The following is a 15,186-nucleotide window of genomic DNA, read 5'->3' on the forward strand; positions in this document are numbered from 1 at the left end:
CGCTCGCACTGTAAATGCAAAACTGAGATGCTCCCCATCCCACAAACTTGTGGAAGTTATTTAATTCTCATTCCTTAGTAAGGTGCGTCAGCAGCGCGTTATTTTTTCTCTGCTTGATTAGCTAATTGCTGACGCACTCTACTGAATTTTTAGTTTTCAATCCCAAACAGGCTAACCAGGCGATCGCACATTATTGATATTTCGAGAATTAAGGTGAAGAAACAGCGCCATCCTAGTTTAATCGCAATTGTCCTGGGAAACTCACTGGATGTTATAAATGTCAGCATTTTCCATTTTAATTTCATAAAACGGCCGATCCGTCAAATAAAAACCTCAATCTTTACAAAAATTTGTTGATTGTAAAGATTTGATAAAGCTACGAGGGGTTATACCCCCCATGAGTTATAGTTACATATATATAGATGCACCCTGATGGCTTTCCCGTTCCACAAGAGCGGGATTTTTATTGGAAAAATATTGTATTAAGTTTTAAGACACCTGCTAGAGATAGAATTTGTGGAAAATTTCAATAGATCGATCGCCCGATGCAAAAATAGCACAGAAGAAGCAAAAACGATGGTTCGGAGCGATCGAACATCCGCCTTAACTCTGCGAAATAACCCAAAGGCGGTAGCATAGTTTGGGAAACGGCATCAATGGAAGATCGACTTAGCGTTCACAACAGCGCTGCAACAGGGCGAAAACAGCATAATTAATAGTTGATTGTGCTCTAATTTTTGAATTTTTATGGATTAAGAATATTTCACTCATGATGTTAGGTAAATTTTCAGGAAGCCCCAACTGGATGATGCTTAGTTTCACAAAGTTTTAAGTTTTTTTACTGAATCTTGTCTCCGAGAATCAACCCTCTTTGTCACTTAAGCGGTGTATTTGCCAGTTGGGGGTAACAAATGTGAGTTATAAAACAATTAAAAACCCGGTTTCTTCTTGAAGAAATCGGGTTTTTGAAATCGATGGTGAAGCGCGATTTGCTGTCTAAACTATTCGGAAAATAAAAGGGTAGCGGTAAGGTAGGTTAGGATTTTGCAAAACCTGGAGGATAGCCATTATTGTCAGTCCCCAGTGCAGCAGATAACCTAGGGGCACTAGGATAAAGCCAGCAAGACCGAAAGTGACGACAGTTAACACCATAATCACGGTGCTGTACACCCATACATTAAGGTGAAAATTGATTGCTTCTGTGGCGTTTTCTTTGACAACGGGGTCATCTGATACTAACAATACAGCGATCGGCGCTCCGATCGAGAACAGTAACGTGCTGAAAAAAATCGCCCCGTGGCACACCAGTGATAGAAGCTTCCGCTTGTCTGAGTCGTACATACTAAATTTCTTCCTTGACTTTATTGATAATTTTACCTTTAATAGCAACTGTAGCACAGGCTATAATGGCGATCGGGTGATGATTCCCCTACCTAATTGTGGTCAGTAACCCAGCCCTAAAGGGACTGAGCTTGTAAGAGTAATCAAGCAAGCTGTACTGACCAGCCTAAGTCTTAATTGACTACGTTATTTGAGTCACGACACCAGGCGAATGATCCGCCAGTTCCCTGCTCTGTCGCTTGCAATTAAACAGTTTTAAGGTCACTGAAACAGTGTTGCAAGCCTAACAAGCTCTTATAACCTTGGCGAGGCGAACATTACCCCGAAAGGGAGGCTCGAAAGAGCAAACATTATGCGTGAGCGGGTTGCGAGGTTTGAGGTGGTAATTGTCCCACTGAAAGTACATTACAAAAGTACACCGAATTAAGCAATCCCCGTGTAATGGAAAGATTCACGGCGGTTGAAACCGCCGAGCCGTTTCCCTCTCAGCCCTAAAGGGACTGAGTTCCCACTTACGGATTTTTTTTGATGACAACAGAACTCGAAACTGAACTGCTAACTGCTGTTGAGCGCCGGCGCAACTTTGCTATTATCTCGCACCCTGACGCGGGAAAAACTACTTTGACAGAAAAGCTGCTGCTGTACGGAGGTGCAATTCACGAAGCAGGTTCTGTGAAAGCGCGGCGGGCTCAGCGACACGCTACCTCTGACTGGATGGCGATGGAACAGCAGCGGGGAATTTCTATTACTTCTACTGTTTTGCAGTTTGAGTATAAAAAATATCACATTAATCTGCTCGATACTCCGGGACACCAAGATTTTAGCGAAGATACTTATCGAACTCTGGCGGCGGCGGACAATGCGGTGATGCTTGAGGATGCTGCTAAGGGTTTGGAACCGCAAACTCGGAAGTTATTTGAAGTTTGTAAGCTGCGAAGTTTGCCTATTTTTACTTTCTTTAATAAGCTCGATCGCCCTAGCAGAGAACCTTTGGATTTGTTGGACGAAATTGAGAAGGAATTGGGGTTGCAGACTTATCCGGTAAATTGGCCCATAGGTACGGGCGATCGCTTTAAAGGTGTTTTCGATCGTAGGGCGCGCAAAATTCACTTATTCGAGCGGACTAAACACGGTTCTCGCGCTGCTGTTGATACCGTCATTGAATTGGGCGATCCGCGCATTGAAGATTTGTTGGAACAAGACCTTTACTATCAGCTCAAAGAAGAGTTAGAACTGCTTGATGAGTTAGGCACTGAACTGGATTTAGACTTGGTTCGGGCTGGAAAAATGACGCCAGTTTTCTTTGGCAGCGCGATGAGCAATTTTGGGGTCGAACTGTTTTTAGATGCGTTTTTAGATTACGCTATGAAGCCGATCGCCCGCAAGAGCAGCGCCGGAGATTTGCCGCCAACTTATGAAGATTTTACCGGGTTTGTGTTTAAATTGCAAGCGAATATGGACCCAAGACACCGCGATCGGGTGGCGTTTATTCGGGTTTGTACAGGCAAGTTTGAAAAGGACATGAACGTGACTCACGCTCGCAGTGGTAAAACGGTGCGTTTGTCAAGGCCTCAAAAGTTATTTGCTCAGGATCGGGAGTCGATCGAGGTTGCGTATCCGGGCGATGTGATCGGTTTGAACAATCCGGGGGTATTTGCGATCGGCGATACTATTTACACCGGCCAAAAACTGGAATATGAAGGGATTCCCTGTTTTTCTCCCGAACTTTTTGCTTTTTTGAGAAATCCCAATCCTTCTAAGTTTAAGCAGTTCCGCAAAGGCGTTTCTGAGTTGCAGGAAGAAGGCGCAGTGCAAATTATGTACTCGGTTGATGAGTCGAAACGCGAGCCAATTTTGGCTGCTGTCGGACAGTTGCAATTTGAGGTGGTGCAGTTCAGAATGCAGTCGGAATATAATGTGGAAACGACGATCGATATGTTGCCTTACAGTGTAGCTCGTTGGGTTGACGGCGGTTGGGAGGCGCTGGAAAAAGTTGGGCGGCTGTTTAATACGGTGACGGTGAAAGATACTTGGGGAAGGCCGGTTTTGCTGTTTAGGAATGAGTGGAATTGCCGCCAGGTGGAAGGGGAGCATCCTGTGTTGAAGTTAAATGCGATCGCCCCTGTGGTTTCTGGTTTGGCTGTTAGCGAGGAGTGAGATTACCGTAGGCAAAGGACACAACACTGTTGTGTCCATACAAATGATATTTATAGCAACCCTAAATCATTCGCGTAATTATTGTAGGGGCAATCCGACCCCTACTCCCCGTGGTTGCCCCGATAGATAGGGGGTAGGCACGGGGAGTAGGGGTAGCACTACCCCTACAAATAGGGGGTAGGCACGGGGGCACTACCCCTACAAATTTACATGAATGATTTAGGATTGCTATATTCGGCTTAAATACGCCGGATATAAGAAGTTACAATCACGGATCTAACAGTTTTTCTAAGATGGTGTAAATGTCTTTTTTGTCACCATCTTTACGTCTCCCTAGTCCCACAACAACAACTAGAACTCGATCTTGTTCCACTTGATAAACTATACGATAGCGCTGTCCAACAGCTCGGATGCTGCGAAATCCTGATAGGTTATCTACAAGGGCTTTGCCTTGCTTTTGTGGTTCAAATTTTAGTTGATCAATGCGATCGCGCAATTTTTCCTGTTCTCGTCGATCTTTGACCGAAAGCATCCAGGATACAAGCCCCCGGATTCATTTGTGGAGAAATAAAAAACCTGTATCCGATGAAACTTGCCCCCCGAATTTATCCGTGGGGTCAATGCTTCAATTCTTTAATCTAAAATCTAAAATCTAAAATCTAAAATCTAAAATCGATTGACTGCCTCCAACATTTCCAGTGCCAGTGGCGTAAGCTGGATCTCATATTCGATCGCATTTTCTTCGTGATTCATAGTCCCAATTTTGCTTTGGCATTTTCCCAGGAAATAGTTTTGCCTTGGCGTGCTTGGGTGATGCTTTGGCGCAATTTGGTAACGAATTCTGTATCGGTGAGAATATCTAAGGTTTCTAACAGTTCAGTCAAATGCGTGTAGCTCATTGCAGCCATAACGGGAACACCATCTTGAGTGATGATGATAGGCTCATTGATAAGTTCTTGGGGTAGGTTGGGAAGCTGCTGCTGTGCTTGGGCAATGGTGAGTCGTTTGGACATGGTTGTACTAAAGCAACATTACTTTCACTTTAGCATTTCGGCCCAACTAACTGGTTTTCAGCCGCTGACGCTGGTAACGAGTAAATCCAAAATCTAAGATCCAAAATCTAAAATCCAAAATGGATTGACGGCGGCCCCCATCTGCGGCTACGCTTTGAAGTGAGAGGTTGCTTGCTTGTAGAGGAGGCAGCCCGCGTCGCCCAAAAATCTAGTTGCACTGCCCAAAGCTGCTGGTAACAGCAATGGACAGCATAACCGCCAAACTGGAATCAGCAGTCTGGAGGCTCCGAGAATCTTAACATTCTCTGTAGCCGCCCTGCTATGTCTTGAAATGCGGGGCGGCTGGGTTTTTGGGTTTTTCTAGAAAACCCAAAACCAGGAGAACATATTATGTCACAGGAATTCGTGCCTGACGACAACTCATCGGCTCGCCCAAATGACGACTCAGCAGCAGTATGCGAACAGGAAGTGGTGCTGTTAACGGTTGTCGGTTCGCCCAAAGGTGTCAGGGAAACCATACTCACTTTGTACCGACTGGGATTTGCAGAAGTGGGCGATTGGAGTCCCCTACAGCGTGCGGCTAATCCGAAGCAGGTGATGAGCGTGCTGATCCGTCGTTCGCGGGCTGACAGTACATCGCCGAGAAAATCTGGGCGGTAAGCTGCAAGGTTAAGTTCTTTTTAGGGCTTACGCATGGGGCCCAGAAACCGGGTTTTTACGAGAATACTGGGTTGTGAGGCGCAGATTCGGTAAAAAACCCGGTTTCTTGGAGGAATGACGCATGGGTGGCTAGAAACCGGGTTTTTTCCAGAATAGTTGGTTGTGATGCGTAGATTCGGCAAAAAACCCGGTTTCTTTAAAGGCTGACGCGCGGGTGGCCAGAAACCGGGTTTTTTCCAGAATAGTTGGTTGTGATGCGTAGATTCGGCAAAAAACCCGGTTTCTTTAAACGTTTTTATTAAAACTGAGATGTTGCACCCTTCTCAATTACTTGTTTAGGAACAGGCTTTTCGGCCTGTTCCACAAAGAGTGAATTTTCTTGTGGAACAGGCCGAAAAGCCTGTTCTTGAGAATGGTGCAAGATGTGAGTTAAAAACAACATTCATATTGTTACTCCAACTCTTCACAAATACGCGCAAAAGCCGCCGCCGGATCATCCGCCGCAGTAATCGGCCGCCCAATCACCAGATAATCCGCACCAGCTTTCAAAGCCGCCTTCGGAGTCATCGATCGTTTTTGATCGCCTCCATCGGCCCATTTCGGACGCACACCGGGACACACTAACACAAAATCATCCCCGCAACTCATTCTTAACTGTTCCACTTCTTGCGGAGAACAAACAGCACCAGCTAAACCAGTTTCCTTAGCCAACAATGCCATGTGCAAAGCAAATTCCGGCAACTCCAAAGGTATTTTCAACTCAAAAGCCAACTGTCGGGAATTCAAACTCGTCAATAGAGTAATTGCAATCAACTTAGGACTCGGTTTATCCACAGCCGCGGCCCCTTCAGTCAAAGCCAACTGTGCCGCTTTCAAAGCATCTTTACCACAAGTAGAATGGATAGTCAATAAATCCACATTGTACTTAGCAGCAGCACGACAAGCGCCAGCCACAGTATTCGGGATATCGTGAAACTTCAAATCTAGAAAAATCCGCTTTTCCCGCTGTTTCAGAATCGCAATAATTGCCGGGCCACAGCTAACGAATAGCTCTAAACCGACTTTCCAGAAAGATACATCAGGCAATTTGTCGAGGAGTGCGATCGCCTCTTCTTGACTCGAAACATCCAAAGCAACAATAATTCGATTATCAGCGTTCATCTTCAGTATTTATCTACGACTAAAAAAATAGATTAGTCATCTCCAGAAAAGCCTGCTTTGAACAGGCAAGATGCCTGTTCCACAATAATTATTGGAGATGTCTATTCAAGACACCAATCGAACAAACTTATTTTTCCCGACTTGCAAAACCTTACCTTCCAATTCAGCCGGTGATTCAAAAGTAAGATTAACATCAGAAACTTTATCGCCCTCCAACTTCACCCCGCCGCCCTGCATCAACTTCCGCGCATCACCGCTGCTTTTACAAAGCCCGCTAGCACTCAGAATATAAAACAACTTAGCCGGAAACTGCACACTTGCCAAAGAAAACTCCGCCACAGCATCAGCTTGTCCCGCAGCACCTTTAACCAGCGCAATTGCATCTTGTTGTGCGCGTTCCGCCGCTTCCTTCCCCCGATACTGGCGCACCACATCCAAAGCCAAAAGTTTCTGTTTTTCTCGCGGATTTTCTGGCAATTCATCAAGTGGCAAATCTGTCAATAGTTCAAAATATTGGGCGATCGAACTATCAGCAATTTTCTCCAACTTAGAATACATCGTCAGCGGGTCTTCCGACAAACCCACATAATTGTTCAAAGACTTCGACATCTTCTGCACGCCGTCAGTCCCGATCAAAATCGGCATCAGCAAACCAAACTGCGGTTTCATCCCAAAATGTCGCTGCAAATCTCTCCCCACCGCAATATTAAACTTTTGGTCGGTTCCCCCCAACTCCACATCAGCCTCCAAAGCCACCGAATCGTAACCCTGCATTAGTGGGTACAGAAACTCGTGCAGGAAAATCGCATTTTCCTGCTGCATCCTGTTATCAAATCCCTCTTTAGCCAGCATCTGCTGCACCGTCATCGTCTTCAGCAGTTCCAAAATCTTCGCCAAGTCCAATTTCGACAACCACTCGGAGTTATAGCGAATTTCCAAACGTCCGGGCGTGTCAAAATCTAGAATCGGACGCACTTGGTCTAAATAAGTCTTGGCATTTTCCGCCACTTGTTCGGCAGTCAACTGGCTACGCATCTCGGACTTCCCTGTCGGATCGCCAATTCTTGCGGTAAAATCTCCGATCAGCAGTACGGCTGTGTGACCGGCATCCTGAAAAGCCCGCAGCTTGCGGACGCAAATGCTGTGTCCCAAGTGAATGTCACTCCCTGTCGGGTCAATTCCCAGTTTGACGCGCAAGGGTCGATCGACTGTTGCCAGCAGTTGGGCTATATTTTCGTCAGGGTTGCTAGAATCAGGTCGATCTGGAAAAATCTCGCTGACGCCGCGGTAAAGCGCTGAAAGGTTAGGAGTTATCATCGGGGAGCGATCGTCCATCATATTTTGCCAAAGTGCAGCAGAATTAGTTACACTCACTGGTTGACGCATAAAAACATAACTATCAAGCTACTATAATCCCAAAGCTGACCGGCTTTCATTAGCTGACCCCGCCCAAAAACGGATACCAGCCCCCGACAACAGTCGTGGAGATCCCCAAATTTTAGACTCTTGTTCAAACTCCCAGATTCATCTGTGGAATAAATCTCAAATCTAAAATCTAAAATCTAAAATCGACTGACAGTCTCTAGGGTTCGCATCTAAAATTAAAAGTCTTAAACCCCAAATCGAGTGAGGAAGTGAAATCCACGTGTCAACCAACGCAGTCCGCAATAACACGGAAAACTCAGCCCCCGTATTCGAGTTTGTTCAGTCAGTCAGTAAAGTGACCGCCGGAACCATACTCAGCATGACAATGCTTGCCAGTTCCGTAGTCGCTGGTGGACTGGTTGGCTTAGCGATCAGCTTCCGCAATTTGCCAGATGTTCGGATCTTGCAAACCTACTCTCCCACAGAAACTACCCACATTTACGACATCAACGGCAAGCCGCTAGCCAGCATCCACGACGAAGCCAACCGGGATGTCGTACCCCTTAACCAAATCTCCCCGAACCTGAAACGAGCTGTTCTGGCGATCGAAGATAGCAACTTTTTCACCCACAAAGGCATCAACCCTGGCGGGATAGCCCGAGCTCTCATAGTCAACCTAGAGAAAGGTAGAACCGTTGAAGGCGGCTCGACTATGACTATGCAGCTAGTCAAGAACCTGTTTCTTTCTCCCCAGTCAAAATTTAGTCGCAAGGTAGCTGAAGCGGTAATGTCTATCCGCTTAGAGCAAATTCTCAACAAAGACCAAATTCTGCAACTATACCTGAATCAAATCTACTTAGGTCACAACTTGTACGGCGTAGAGACAGCCTCTCGAAGCTATTTCAACAAATCAGCAAGTAATTTGACTCTTGCAGAAGCAGCGATGCTGGCCGGCTTAATTTCTGCCCCCGAAGAATACAGTCCTTTCGTCAATTACAAGTTGGCAAAAGAGCGGCAAGCCCTCGTTTTAGGCCGCATGAAGGATCTTAAATGGATTACGCCGGCCCAAGAGACTGCTGCCCGCCAGGAAAAAATTAAGCTAGGCAAAATTACCTCTTTTGGGGGATCTCAAGTTCCTTACGTAACACAAGCCGTAGTCCAGGAACTGACGAGGCGTTTCGGGCGAGATGCCGTGGTTAAGGGAGGAATGCGCGTTCAAACCACGATCGACCTCAAAATGCAGCGCATAGCCGAAGAAACCGTCAAAGCGTGGCACGATCGGCTTTACTACCAAGGGCTGTTTTACGATCGCGAGGAAGGTCAAATTGCCCTAGCAGCCGTAGATCCCCGCACCCACTTCGTCAAAGCAATGGTGGGCGGCGTCGATTACGAAAAGAGTCAGTTCAACCGCGCCATTCAAGCACGTCGCCAGCCCGGATCTGCTTTTAAACCTTTTATCTACTACGCTGCCTTTGCTAGCGGCAAATACGGCCCGGATTCAGTTGTCTACGACTCCCCTGTCGGCTACCGCGACGGCGACGGCTACTACTACCCTCAAAACTATGGTGGCGGCTTCTCCGGTGCAGTCAGCATCCGCAGAGCTTTGGAAGTATCTCTCAACATTCCCGCCGTCAAGCTTGGCCAAGAAGTCGGATTGAATAAAGTGATTGAGATTTGCCGCGTACTCGGCATCAGAAGTCCGATGGAACCGGTGATTTCTTTGCCCTTGGGTGCCGTTGACCTCACTCCTTTAGAAATGGCCGGATCTTTTGCTACCTTCGCCAACAACGGCTGGCATTCTGACACCACGTTTATCGTGCAAGTCACTGACAGCAGCGGCAACGTCTTGCTCGACAATACGCCCAAACCCAAATTAGTTCTCAATTCCTGGGCGGCGGCATCTGTCAACAGCGCCCTGCAAGGGGTAATTACCAGCGGAACGGCAAGGGCTGCTCAAATTGGCCGGCCGGCTGCTGGGAAAACTGGTACAACTTCCTCAGAACGGGATATCTGGTTTGTGGGTTACGTGCCGCAGTTGTCGGTGGCTGTTTGGATGGGCAACGACAATTATAGACCGATGAGCTACGGTGCTACTGGCGGTGGGATTGTCGCCCCTGTTTGGCGCGATTTTATGAGCCAAGCTTTGGAAGGCGTTCCCGCAGAAAGTTTCAAACCTGCTTCATCTTTTGAGCGGCCTTAATTATCAGTCAGTTGTCAGTTGTCAGTTGTCAGTTGACGGTTGGCAGTTAGCAGTTGGTGTTTGACAGTTGACAATTGACAGTTGGCAGTTGACAGTTGGCAGTTGACCGAAGAACGAGCCCGCCGGGCCCCTGGCTTTAGACACGGGGATAAGTCGGTAGCGGTTTCAACCGCCTTCAGTTTTTGATATAATTCAAACAGCAAGTAAGAATAACCATCTACGCGAAGAATCATCAAGCGTGCGGAGAAATCCCGGCAACGGAGACATCCGCCTTTGATGCGGAATACTTAAAGGGCGAATAATGGCAGGGTGAGGAGCGTACCTATCTGGCTCGTGCGATGGACTCTGAAAGTAAAAAAAATTCTAAAAGTAAGCGCAATTGCAATATCTTTGATACGGGTATTGTTTTGAGCGTCTAGGGGGACTTTTGCCTGTCCCTTCCAAGTTTAGCTTGGAGAATCCCCAGGCTTGGGCCGTGGGGAGTGTCAAAATTACCCATTATTTCTCCTCTGACCGAAAGAATCCAGGATACCCGCCACGTGATTCATTCCGAAAGCAGACTCAGGACCGGTGAAATAAAAAACCTGTATCAGATGAAACTTGCCCCCCGAATTTATGCGTGGGGTCAATGCTTCAATTCTTTAATCTAAAATCTAAAATCTAAAATCGATTGACTTCTGGCTTCTGGCTCACACTCGATAATTAATCCGTGTATCCGTGTCAAAATCCGTGTTGTGCCTTCCTTCTTCCTTCTGCTCACTAGGATTGTTTTTCCAGCTCAGATTTCATCCGCTCCAGCGTTGAGTTCATTTGATCGAACATCTGCTGGGGCGTGATCCCAAATTGATTGAGCTGTGTTTTTAACTGCTCTACAGTCATCTGAGCCATGAAGTCCTCAGACAGCTCAAAGCGCTTCATAAAAATACGGTAGCGTTCCATCATCGATTCCATCTGAGCGATGAACATTTTCTTGCCTTCGCGATCGAATTTGCCGTAATTGCCACCTAGTTTGATGAGAGATTGATAGTCTTCAAACAACAGCTTGGCTTCTTGCTGAACAATTTCTGAATCAAAAAATCCCATAGCTTTCCTAATTTTTTAATATTCTACTAATTTTGATCTAGGCGAGAAATCCCGCTGCTTTTTCTACTATTTTATCAGTTGCCGGAGGAAGTCCCTACCCCTTAAGGCGCAAGAATAAGTAGAAATTTCCGTACAGCATAAGGCATGGGAATGGGGCATGGGCCAAACAGGGCATCGGCCAAACAGGGCATCGGCCAAACAGGGCATCGGCCAAACAGGGCATCGGCCAAACAGGGCATCGGGCATTGGTTATTGGTTATTCAAACTAACAACCAACCAATAACCAATAACTAATGACTAATGACTGATGACTAATCACTGATGACTAATGACTAATGACTTATTCAAACTTCCCCGATGCGTTCTAGAGGCCAAAACCGCACTACAGCGCGGCCGATGATATTCTGCTTAGGTAAAAATCCCCACCTGCTGGAGTCGTTGCTGTTGTTGCGGTTGTCTCCCATCACAAAGTATTCATTTTCTGGGACGCGATAAGGCCCCCACTGGTATTTAGGAGGTTCGGCAATATATTTTTCGACCAGGGGTTTGTCGTTGAGATACACTAAACCTTTTTTAACGGCGACGGTTTGACCCGGTAAGCCAATTACCCGCTTGATGAATGCTTGGTCTTGGGTAAAGCCTTGTTCTTGCAACTGTTCGGGCGGGGCAAATACTACGATGTCGCCAGTTTTTGGAGGTTCGAGGTAGTAGGAGATTTTTTCGACTACGACGCGATCGCCCACGTGCAGAGTGGGTACCATAGAATCTGAGGGTATGTAGCGCGGTTCGGCGACCAACGCTCGAATCACTATTGCTAAACTCAAAGCAATAATCACTATTTGAAGATTTTCTCGCTGCGACTTCCACGCTTTCTGCCACCAGCTTTCAGGCGGATTTTCTGCTACTTCTGTACCCAAATTCTTTTTTTCAGATGTCATGAAAGTCCTCGCTATATAGTTGCCACTAATTATCTGATTAAGCTTGCTAAGCATTTAAATTGCATCTCTAGAAATAATCAAAGCCTGAGCTGGCTGGAGACGCGAACCCGCCCAAAATATACAATTTAAATGCAGTACAGCTTACCATTGAAGTATGTCGCTGTTAATTACTAGACGTGAAGTGCAAGCCTTTGTAAAGTATCTTGAAAGGCATCTGCGTTGCATCTGTGGTTTCCCTATCAATCAAAGATTTATGTCATAACTCTCCTCTTGATATTAACTCATAAAAAAGGCAGAGAATTTAAATTCTCTACCTTTTTTATTTGAGGATTTTGAGTTGTTTGCGATCGCGAGATTGGTTATTTCAAAACTTTACTCGCGATCGCACTTACTCAAACTTACTCAACGCCTTGGGGCAGCAATTCCCGCTTTTGACCTTGCAGCACCTTAACAATTCCGTCCTCACCCACATCAACAACAGCGGTGTCGCCGTCTTTGATGCGGCCAGATAGGATTTCCTCAGCCAAACTGTCTTCCAACAAGCGCATAATGGCGCGGCGCAGGGGTCGGGCTCCGTAGCTGGGGTTGTAGCCTTCTTCTACCAGCCGTTCTTTGAATTTTTCGGTCACTTCCAGGGTGATTCCCTGTTCTGTCAAACGGCTGAACACTTCTTTGAGCATGATGACGGCGATTTCCTTGACTTCTTCCCTGTTCAACTGGCGGAAGACGATAATTTCGTCGAGTCGGTTGAGGAATTCGGGGCGGAAGTAGTTTTTTAGTTCTTCGTTAACCAAAGAACGAATGCGGTTGTAATTAGCATCGGCTTGGTTGTCGCTGAACTCGAAGCCGAGGCCGCCGCCACCTTTTTCAATCACCTTAGAACCGATGTTTGAGGTCATAATCAGCAGCGTGTTTTTGAAGTCCACGGTGCGACCTTTGGCATCTGTTAAGCGGCCGTCTTCCAATATTTGCAACAGCATATTGAAGACATCGGGGTGGGCTTTTTCGATTTCGTCGAACAGCACGACGGTGTAAGGACGGCGGCGGACTGCTTCTGTGAGTTGGCCGCCTTCGTTGTAGCCGACGTAGCCGGGAGGGGAACCGATGAGTTTGGAGACGGTGTGACGTTCCATGTACTCCGACATATCCAGCCGAATCATCGCATCTTCGGAACCGAAGAAGTAGCCTGCTAGGGCTTTGGTGAGTTCGGTTTTGCCGACGCCGGTAGGCCCGGAGAAGATGAAACTGGCGATCGGGCGATTGGGATTTTTCAAGCCGACGCGAGCGCGGCGGATGGCGCGGGAAACGGCTTTCACTGCTTCTTCCTGTCCGATCAAGCGCTGGTGCAAGGTATCTTCCATGTGCAGCAGCTTTTCGGATTCGGATTCGGTCAGTTTGTTTACCGGTACGCCCGTCCAGCTTGCCACGATTTGAGCGATATCTTCTTCGGTGACTACTGGCGATGGGTCTGTTTCGCCGGTGCGGGCCGAGTCGGTTTTTTTGGCTTGGGAAATAGCGCGAATTTCGGCTTTGATGGTCATTTCTCGATCGCGCAATTCGCCGGCTTTGTCAAAGTCTTGAGAACGCACCGCTTCGTCTTTATCTTTGAGGACTTGGCGCAGTTCTTTGTCAAGTTCTTTGGCTGCGGGGGGCAGTTGGGAGTTGATCAAGCGAACTCTCGAACCTGCTTCGTCTACCAAGTCAATTGCTTTGTCTGGGAGGAAGCGGTCGGAGATGTATCGGTGAGAGAGTTTGGCTGCGGCTTCCAGGGCCGTGTCCAAGATTTTCAGCTTGTGGTGCTGTTCGTAGCGTTCCCGCAGACCGAAGAGAATCTCGATCGTCTCGTCTACAGTCGGTTCGCCGACCATAACGGGCTGGAAGCGCCGTTCTAAGGCTGCATCGCGCTCGATGTGCTTGCGGTACTCGTCTAAAGTTGTAGCGCCGATACACTGGAGTTCGCCTCTAGCCAGAGCCGGCTTGAGAATGTTCGCCGCGTCGATCGCCCCTTCAGCCGCACCTGCACCGATCAAAGTGTGCACTTCGTCAATCACCAAAATCACGTTACCCGCTGTGCGGATTTCGTCCATGATTTTTTTGAGGCGTTCTTCAAATTCGCCCCGGTATTTAGTACCGGCAACCAGCAAGCCGATGTCGAGGGTGACGACGCGCTTTTCTTCGAGGATGTCTGGGATGTCGTTGTTAGCGATGCGCTGGGCCAGGCCTTCGGCGATCGCGGTTTTACCGACTCCGGGTTCGCCGATGAGCACCGGGTTATTTTTGGTGCGGCGACCGAGGATTTGAATTACCCGTTCGATTTCTTTTTGCCGTCCGACTACTGGGTCTAGTTTGCCATCAACCGCCATTTGAGTCAGGTTGGCGCCGAATTCATCCAGGGTTGGGGTTTTGGTGCGGGCGCCGCCGCCGGTGGCTGCGACTTCTGCGGTTTCTCCCAGCATCCGAATCACTTGGGTGCGGACTTTCGACAAGTCTACTCCCAGGTTTTCTAAGACTCTGGCCGCTACTCCTTCACCTTCGCGGATCAGGCCCAGCAGCAGGTGTTCAGTACCTATATAGTTGTGTCCGAGTTGGCGAGCTTCTTCTAGGGATAGTTCTAGAACCCGCTTGGCGCGGGGGGTGAACGGAATTTCGACTGCTACGAAGCCGGAACCGCGCCCGATGATTTTTTCCACTTCAATGCGCGCGTCTTTCAGGTTGACGCCCATTGATTTGAGGACTTTCGCTGCAACCCCGGTTCCTTCTCCGATCAGACCCAGGAGGATCTGTTCTGTCCCTACGAAGTTGTGACCCAGGCGGCGAGCTTCTTCCTGGGCCAACATGATTACTTTTATTGCTTTTTCTGTGAAGCGTTCAAACATGATTTATTCCCATCACCTGCTGCTATGTGCCCGTTTCGAGGTCACGCTCGCACAACGAGCGTTTGTGTTCGAGTGTTAACTCGTACTGCTTATTCTAGCGCGACACTCCCAACCTATCTGCCGCACTCGGCTGCGGTTGCAGATTCCAGGCTCATGTTGCAGGATGGCTTTCAACTGGGAAGACCCAAATGGTGGCTGACCTACAACCTCCCCTAGACTGCAAGAAGATTGCTCTTCTCGGCCCGTGCCCAACCTACGACTGCGTATTGATGGATTCTAGCACAATCTTTTTGGCTGTCATGCAGGCCCAAAATGGATATTTCTCCAAGTCAGAGGGCGGGTTTTGTACAAAACTTATTAGTTTAATGCACTATCTATGTCCTAAGCTAGAT

Annotated in this window: 13 protein-coding genes; 3 read left to right on the forward strand and 10 right to left on the reverse strand. The window is 47.6% G+C overall.

Features of this window, described 5'->3' with window-relative positions; genetic code table 11:
* Positions 1 to 996 precede the first annotated feature (996 nt).
* A complete protein-coding gene (locus tag QT992_RS00005) occupies positions 997 to 1,341 on the reverse strand; it encodes a DUF4870 domain-containing protein (RefSeq protein WP_333319165.1) in 345 nt (114 codons plus the stop codon).
* A gap of 528 nt (positions 1,342 to 1,869) precedes the next feature.
* Between QT992_RS00005 and prfC the strand changes: the two genes are divergently transcribed.
* On the forward strand, positions 1,870 to 3,498 hold the full coding sequence (gene prfC, locus QT992_RS00010; protein WP_333161842.1) for a peptide chain release factor 3: 1,629 nt from the start codon (positions 1,870 to 1,872) through the stop codon (positions 3,496 to 3,498).
* A gap of 268 nt (positions 3,499 to 3,766) precedes the next feature.
* On the opposite strand, the gene QT992_RS00015 is transcribed toward prfC, so the two are convergent.
* Both QT992_RS00015 and QT992_RS00020 read right to left on the reverse strand, forming a co-directional pair.
* Positions 3,767 to 4,030 carry a type II toxin-antitoxin system RelE/ParE family toxin gene (locus tag QT992_RS00015; protein WP_333319169.1) on the reverse strand — a complete coding sequence of 88 codons (264 nt, stop codon included), beginning with the start codon at positions 4,028 to 4,030 and terminating at the stop codon, positions 3,767 to 3,769.
* A gap of 217 nt (positions 4,031 to 4,247) precedes the next feature.
* On the reverse strand, positions 4,248 to 4,511 hold the full coding sequence (locus QT992_RS00020) for a prevent-host-death protein (protein WP_333319171.1): 264 nt from the start codon (positions 4,509 to 4,511) through the stop codon (positions 4,248 to 4,250).
* 390 nt (positions 4,512 to 4,901) lie between these two features.
* On the opposite strand from QT992_RS00020, the gene QT992_RS00025 reads away from it, so the two are divergent.
* Positions 4,902 to 5,171 carry a hypothetical protein gene (locus QT992_RS00025; RefSeq protein WP_333319173.1) on the forward strand — a complete coding sequence of 90 codons (270 nt, stop codon included), beginning with the start codon at positions 4,902 to 4,904 and terminating at the stop codon, positions 5,169 to 5,171.
* A gap of 298 nt (positions 5,172 to 5,469) precedes the next feature.
* Here QT992_RS00025 and QT992_RS00030 read toward each other — a convergent pair whose 3' ends face one another.
* The 3 genes from QT992_RS00030 to tyrS all read right to left on the reverse strand — a co-directional run bounded on the left by QT992_RS00030 (position 5,470) and on the right by tyrS (position 7,670).
* Positions 5,470 to 5,613 carry a hypothetical protein gene (locus QT992_RS00030; RefSeq protein ID WP_333336263.1) on the reverse strand — a complete coding sequence of 48 codons (144 nt, stop codon included), beginning with the start codon at positions 5,611 to 5,613 and terminating at the stop codon, positions 5,470 to 5,472.
* Positions 5,614 to 5,621: 8 nt separating this feature from the next.
* Entirely contained in the window at positions 5,622 to 6,332 is a 711-nt protein-coding gene (pyrF, locus tag QT992_RS00035; protein WP_333336265.1) for an orotidine-5'-phosphate decarboxylase, read from the reverse strand.
* A 105-nt stretch (positions 6,333 to 6,437) separates the two neighbouring features.
* The gene (gene tyrS, locus QT992_RS00040) at positions 6,438 to 7,670 is read right to left on the reverse strand and encodes a tyrosine--tRNA ligase (protein WP_333376407.1); all 1,233 of its coding nucleotides are present in this window, start codon (positions 7,668 to 7,670) and stop codon (positions 6,438 to 6,440) included.
* A 307-nt stretch (positions 7,671 to 7,977) separates the two neighbouring features.
* On the opposite strand from tyrS, the gene QT992_RS00045 reads away from it, so the two are divergent.
* Positions 7,978 to 9,897, forward strand: a complete 1,920-nt coding sequence (locus tag QT992_RS00045; RefSeq protein ID WP_333314461.1) for a transglycosylase domain-containing protein — start codon at positions 7,978 to 7,980, stop codon at positions 9,895 to 9,897.
* Positions 9,898 to 9,911: 14 nt separating this feature from the next.
* On the opposite strand, the gene QT992_RS00050 is transcribed toward QT992_RS00045, so the two are convergent.
* From QT992_RS00050 to QT992_RS00065, 4 genes are all read right to left on the reverse strand, one after another.
* Positions 9,912 to 10,130 (reverse strand): hypothetical protein, encoded by a 219-nt coding sequence (locus tag QT992_RS00050; protein ID WP_333336268.1) that lies wholly within the window; start codon positions 10,128 to 10,130, stop codon positions 9,912 to 9,914.
* Between the two features lie 526 nt (positions 10,131 to 10,656).
* Positions 10,657 to 10,980, reverse strand: a complete 324-nt coding sequence (locus tag QT992_RS00055) for a DUF1825 family protein (protein WP_190661255.1) — start codon at positions 10,978 to 10,980, stop codon at positions 10,657 to 10,659.
* A 344-nt stretch (positions 10,981 to 11,324) separates the two neighbouring features.
* Positions 11,325 to 11,918: a signal peptidase I gene (gene lepB, locus QT992_RS00060; protein ID WP_333314462.1), complete on the reverse strand. Its 594-nt coding sequence runs from the start codon at positions 11,916 to 11,918 to the stop codon at positions 11,325 to 11,327.
* A gap of 398 nt (positions 11,919 to 12,316) precedes the next feature.
* Positions 12,317 to 14,794, reverse strand: coding sequence for an ATP-dependent Clp protease ATP-binding subunit (locus QT992_RS00065; protein WP_333055947.1), 2,478 nt, complete (start codon positions 14,792 to 14,794; stop codon positions 12,317 to 12,319).
* Between the last annotated feature and the right edge of the window lie 392 nt (positions 14,795 to 15,186).

The sequence above is a fragment of the Microcoleus sp. T3_D1 genome (assembly GCF_036700405.1).
GTDB lineage: Bacteria > Cyanobacteriota > Cyanobacteriia > Cyanobacteriales > Microcoleaceae > Microcoleus.

What these genes read in the sequence shown, in the direction of transcription:
- QT992_RS00065 (WP_333055947.1), bottom strand. Translation starts at nt 14,794, where the DNA reads ATGTTTGAACGCTTCACAGAAAAAGCAATAAAAGTAATCATGTTGGCC.
- pyrF (WP_333336265.1), bottom strand. Translation starts at nt 6,332, where the DNA reads ATGAACGCTGATAATCGAATTATTGTTGCTTTGGATGTTTCGAGTCAA.
- QT992_RS00050 (WP_333336268.1), bottom strand. Translation starts at nt 10,130, where the DNA reads ATGATTCTTCGCGTAGATGGTTATTCTTACTTGCTGTTTGAATTATAT.
- QT992_RS00025 (WP_333319173.1), top strand. Translation starts at nt 4,902, where the DNA reads ATGTCACAGGAATTCGTGCCTGACGACAACTCATCGGCTCGCCCAAAT.
- QT992_RS00055 (WP_190661255.1), bottom strand. Translation starts at nt 10,980, where the DNA reads ATGGGATTTTTTGATTCAGAAATTGTTCAGCAAGAAGCCAAGCTGTTG.
- QT992_RS00015 (WP_333319169.1), bottom strand. Translation starts at nt 4,030, where the DNA reads ATGCTTTCGGTCAAAGATCGACGAGAACAGGAAAAATTGCGCGATCGC.
- QT992_RS00030 (WP_333336263.1), bottom strand. Translation starts at nt 5,613, where the DNA reads ATGTTGTTTTTAACTCACATCTTGCACCATTCTCAAGAACAGGCTTTT.
- lepB (WP_333314462.1), bottom strand. Translation starts at nt 11,918, where the DNA reads ATGACATCTGAAAAAAAGAATTTGGGTACAGAAGTAGCAGAAAATCCG.
- tyrS (WP_333376407.1), bottom strand. Translation starts at nt 7,670, where the DNA reads ATGATGGACGATCGCTCCCCGATGATAACTCCTAACCTTTCAGCGCTT.
- prfC (WP_333161842.1), top strand. Translation starts at nt 1,870, where the DNA reads ATGACAACAGAACTCGAAACTGAACTGCTAACTGCTGTTGAGCGCCGG.
- QT992_RS00005 (WP_333319165.1), bottom strand. Translation starts at nt 1,341, where the DNA reads ATGTACGACTCAGACAAGCGGAAGCTTCTATCACTGGTGTGCCACGGG.
- QT992_RS00020 (WP_333319171.1), bottom strand. Translation starts at nt 4,511, where the DNA reads ATGTCCAAACGACTCACCATTGCCCAAGCACAGCAGCAGCTTCCCAAC.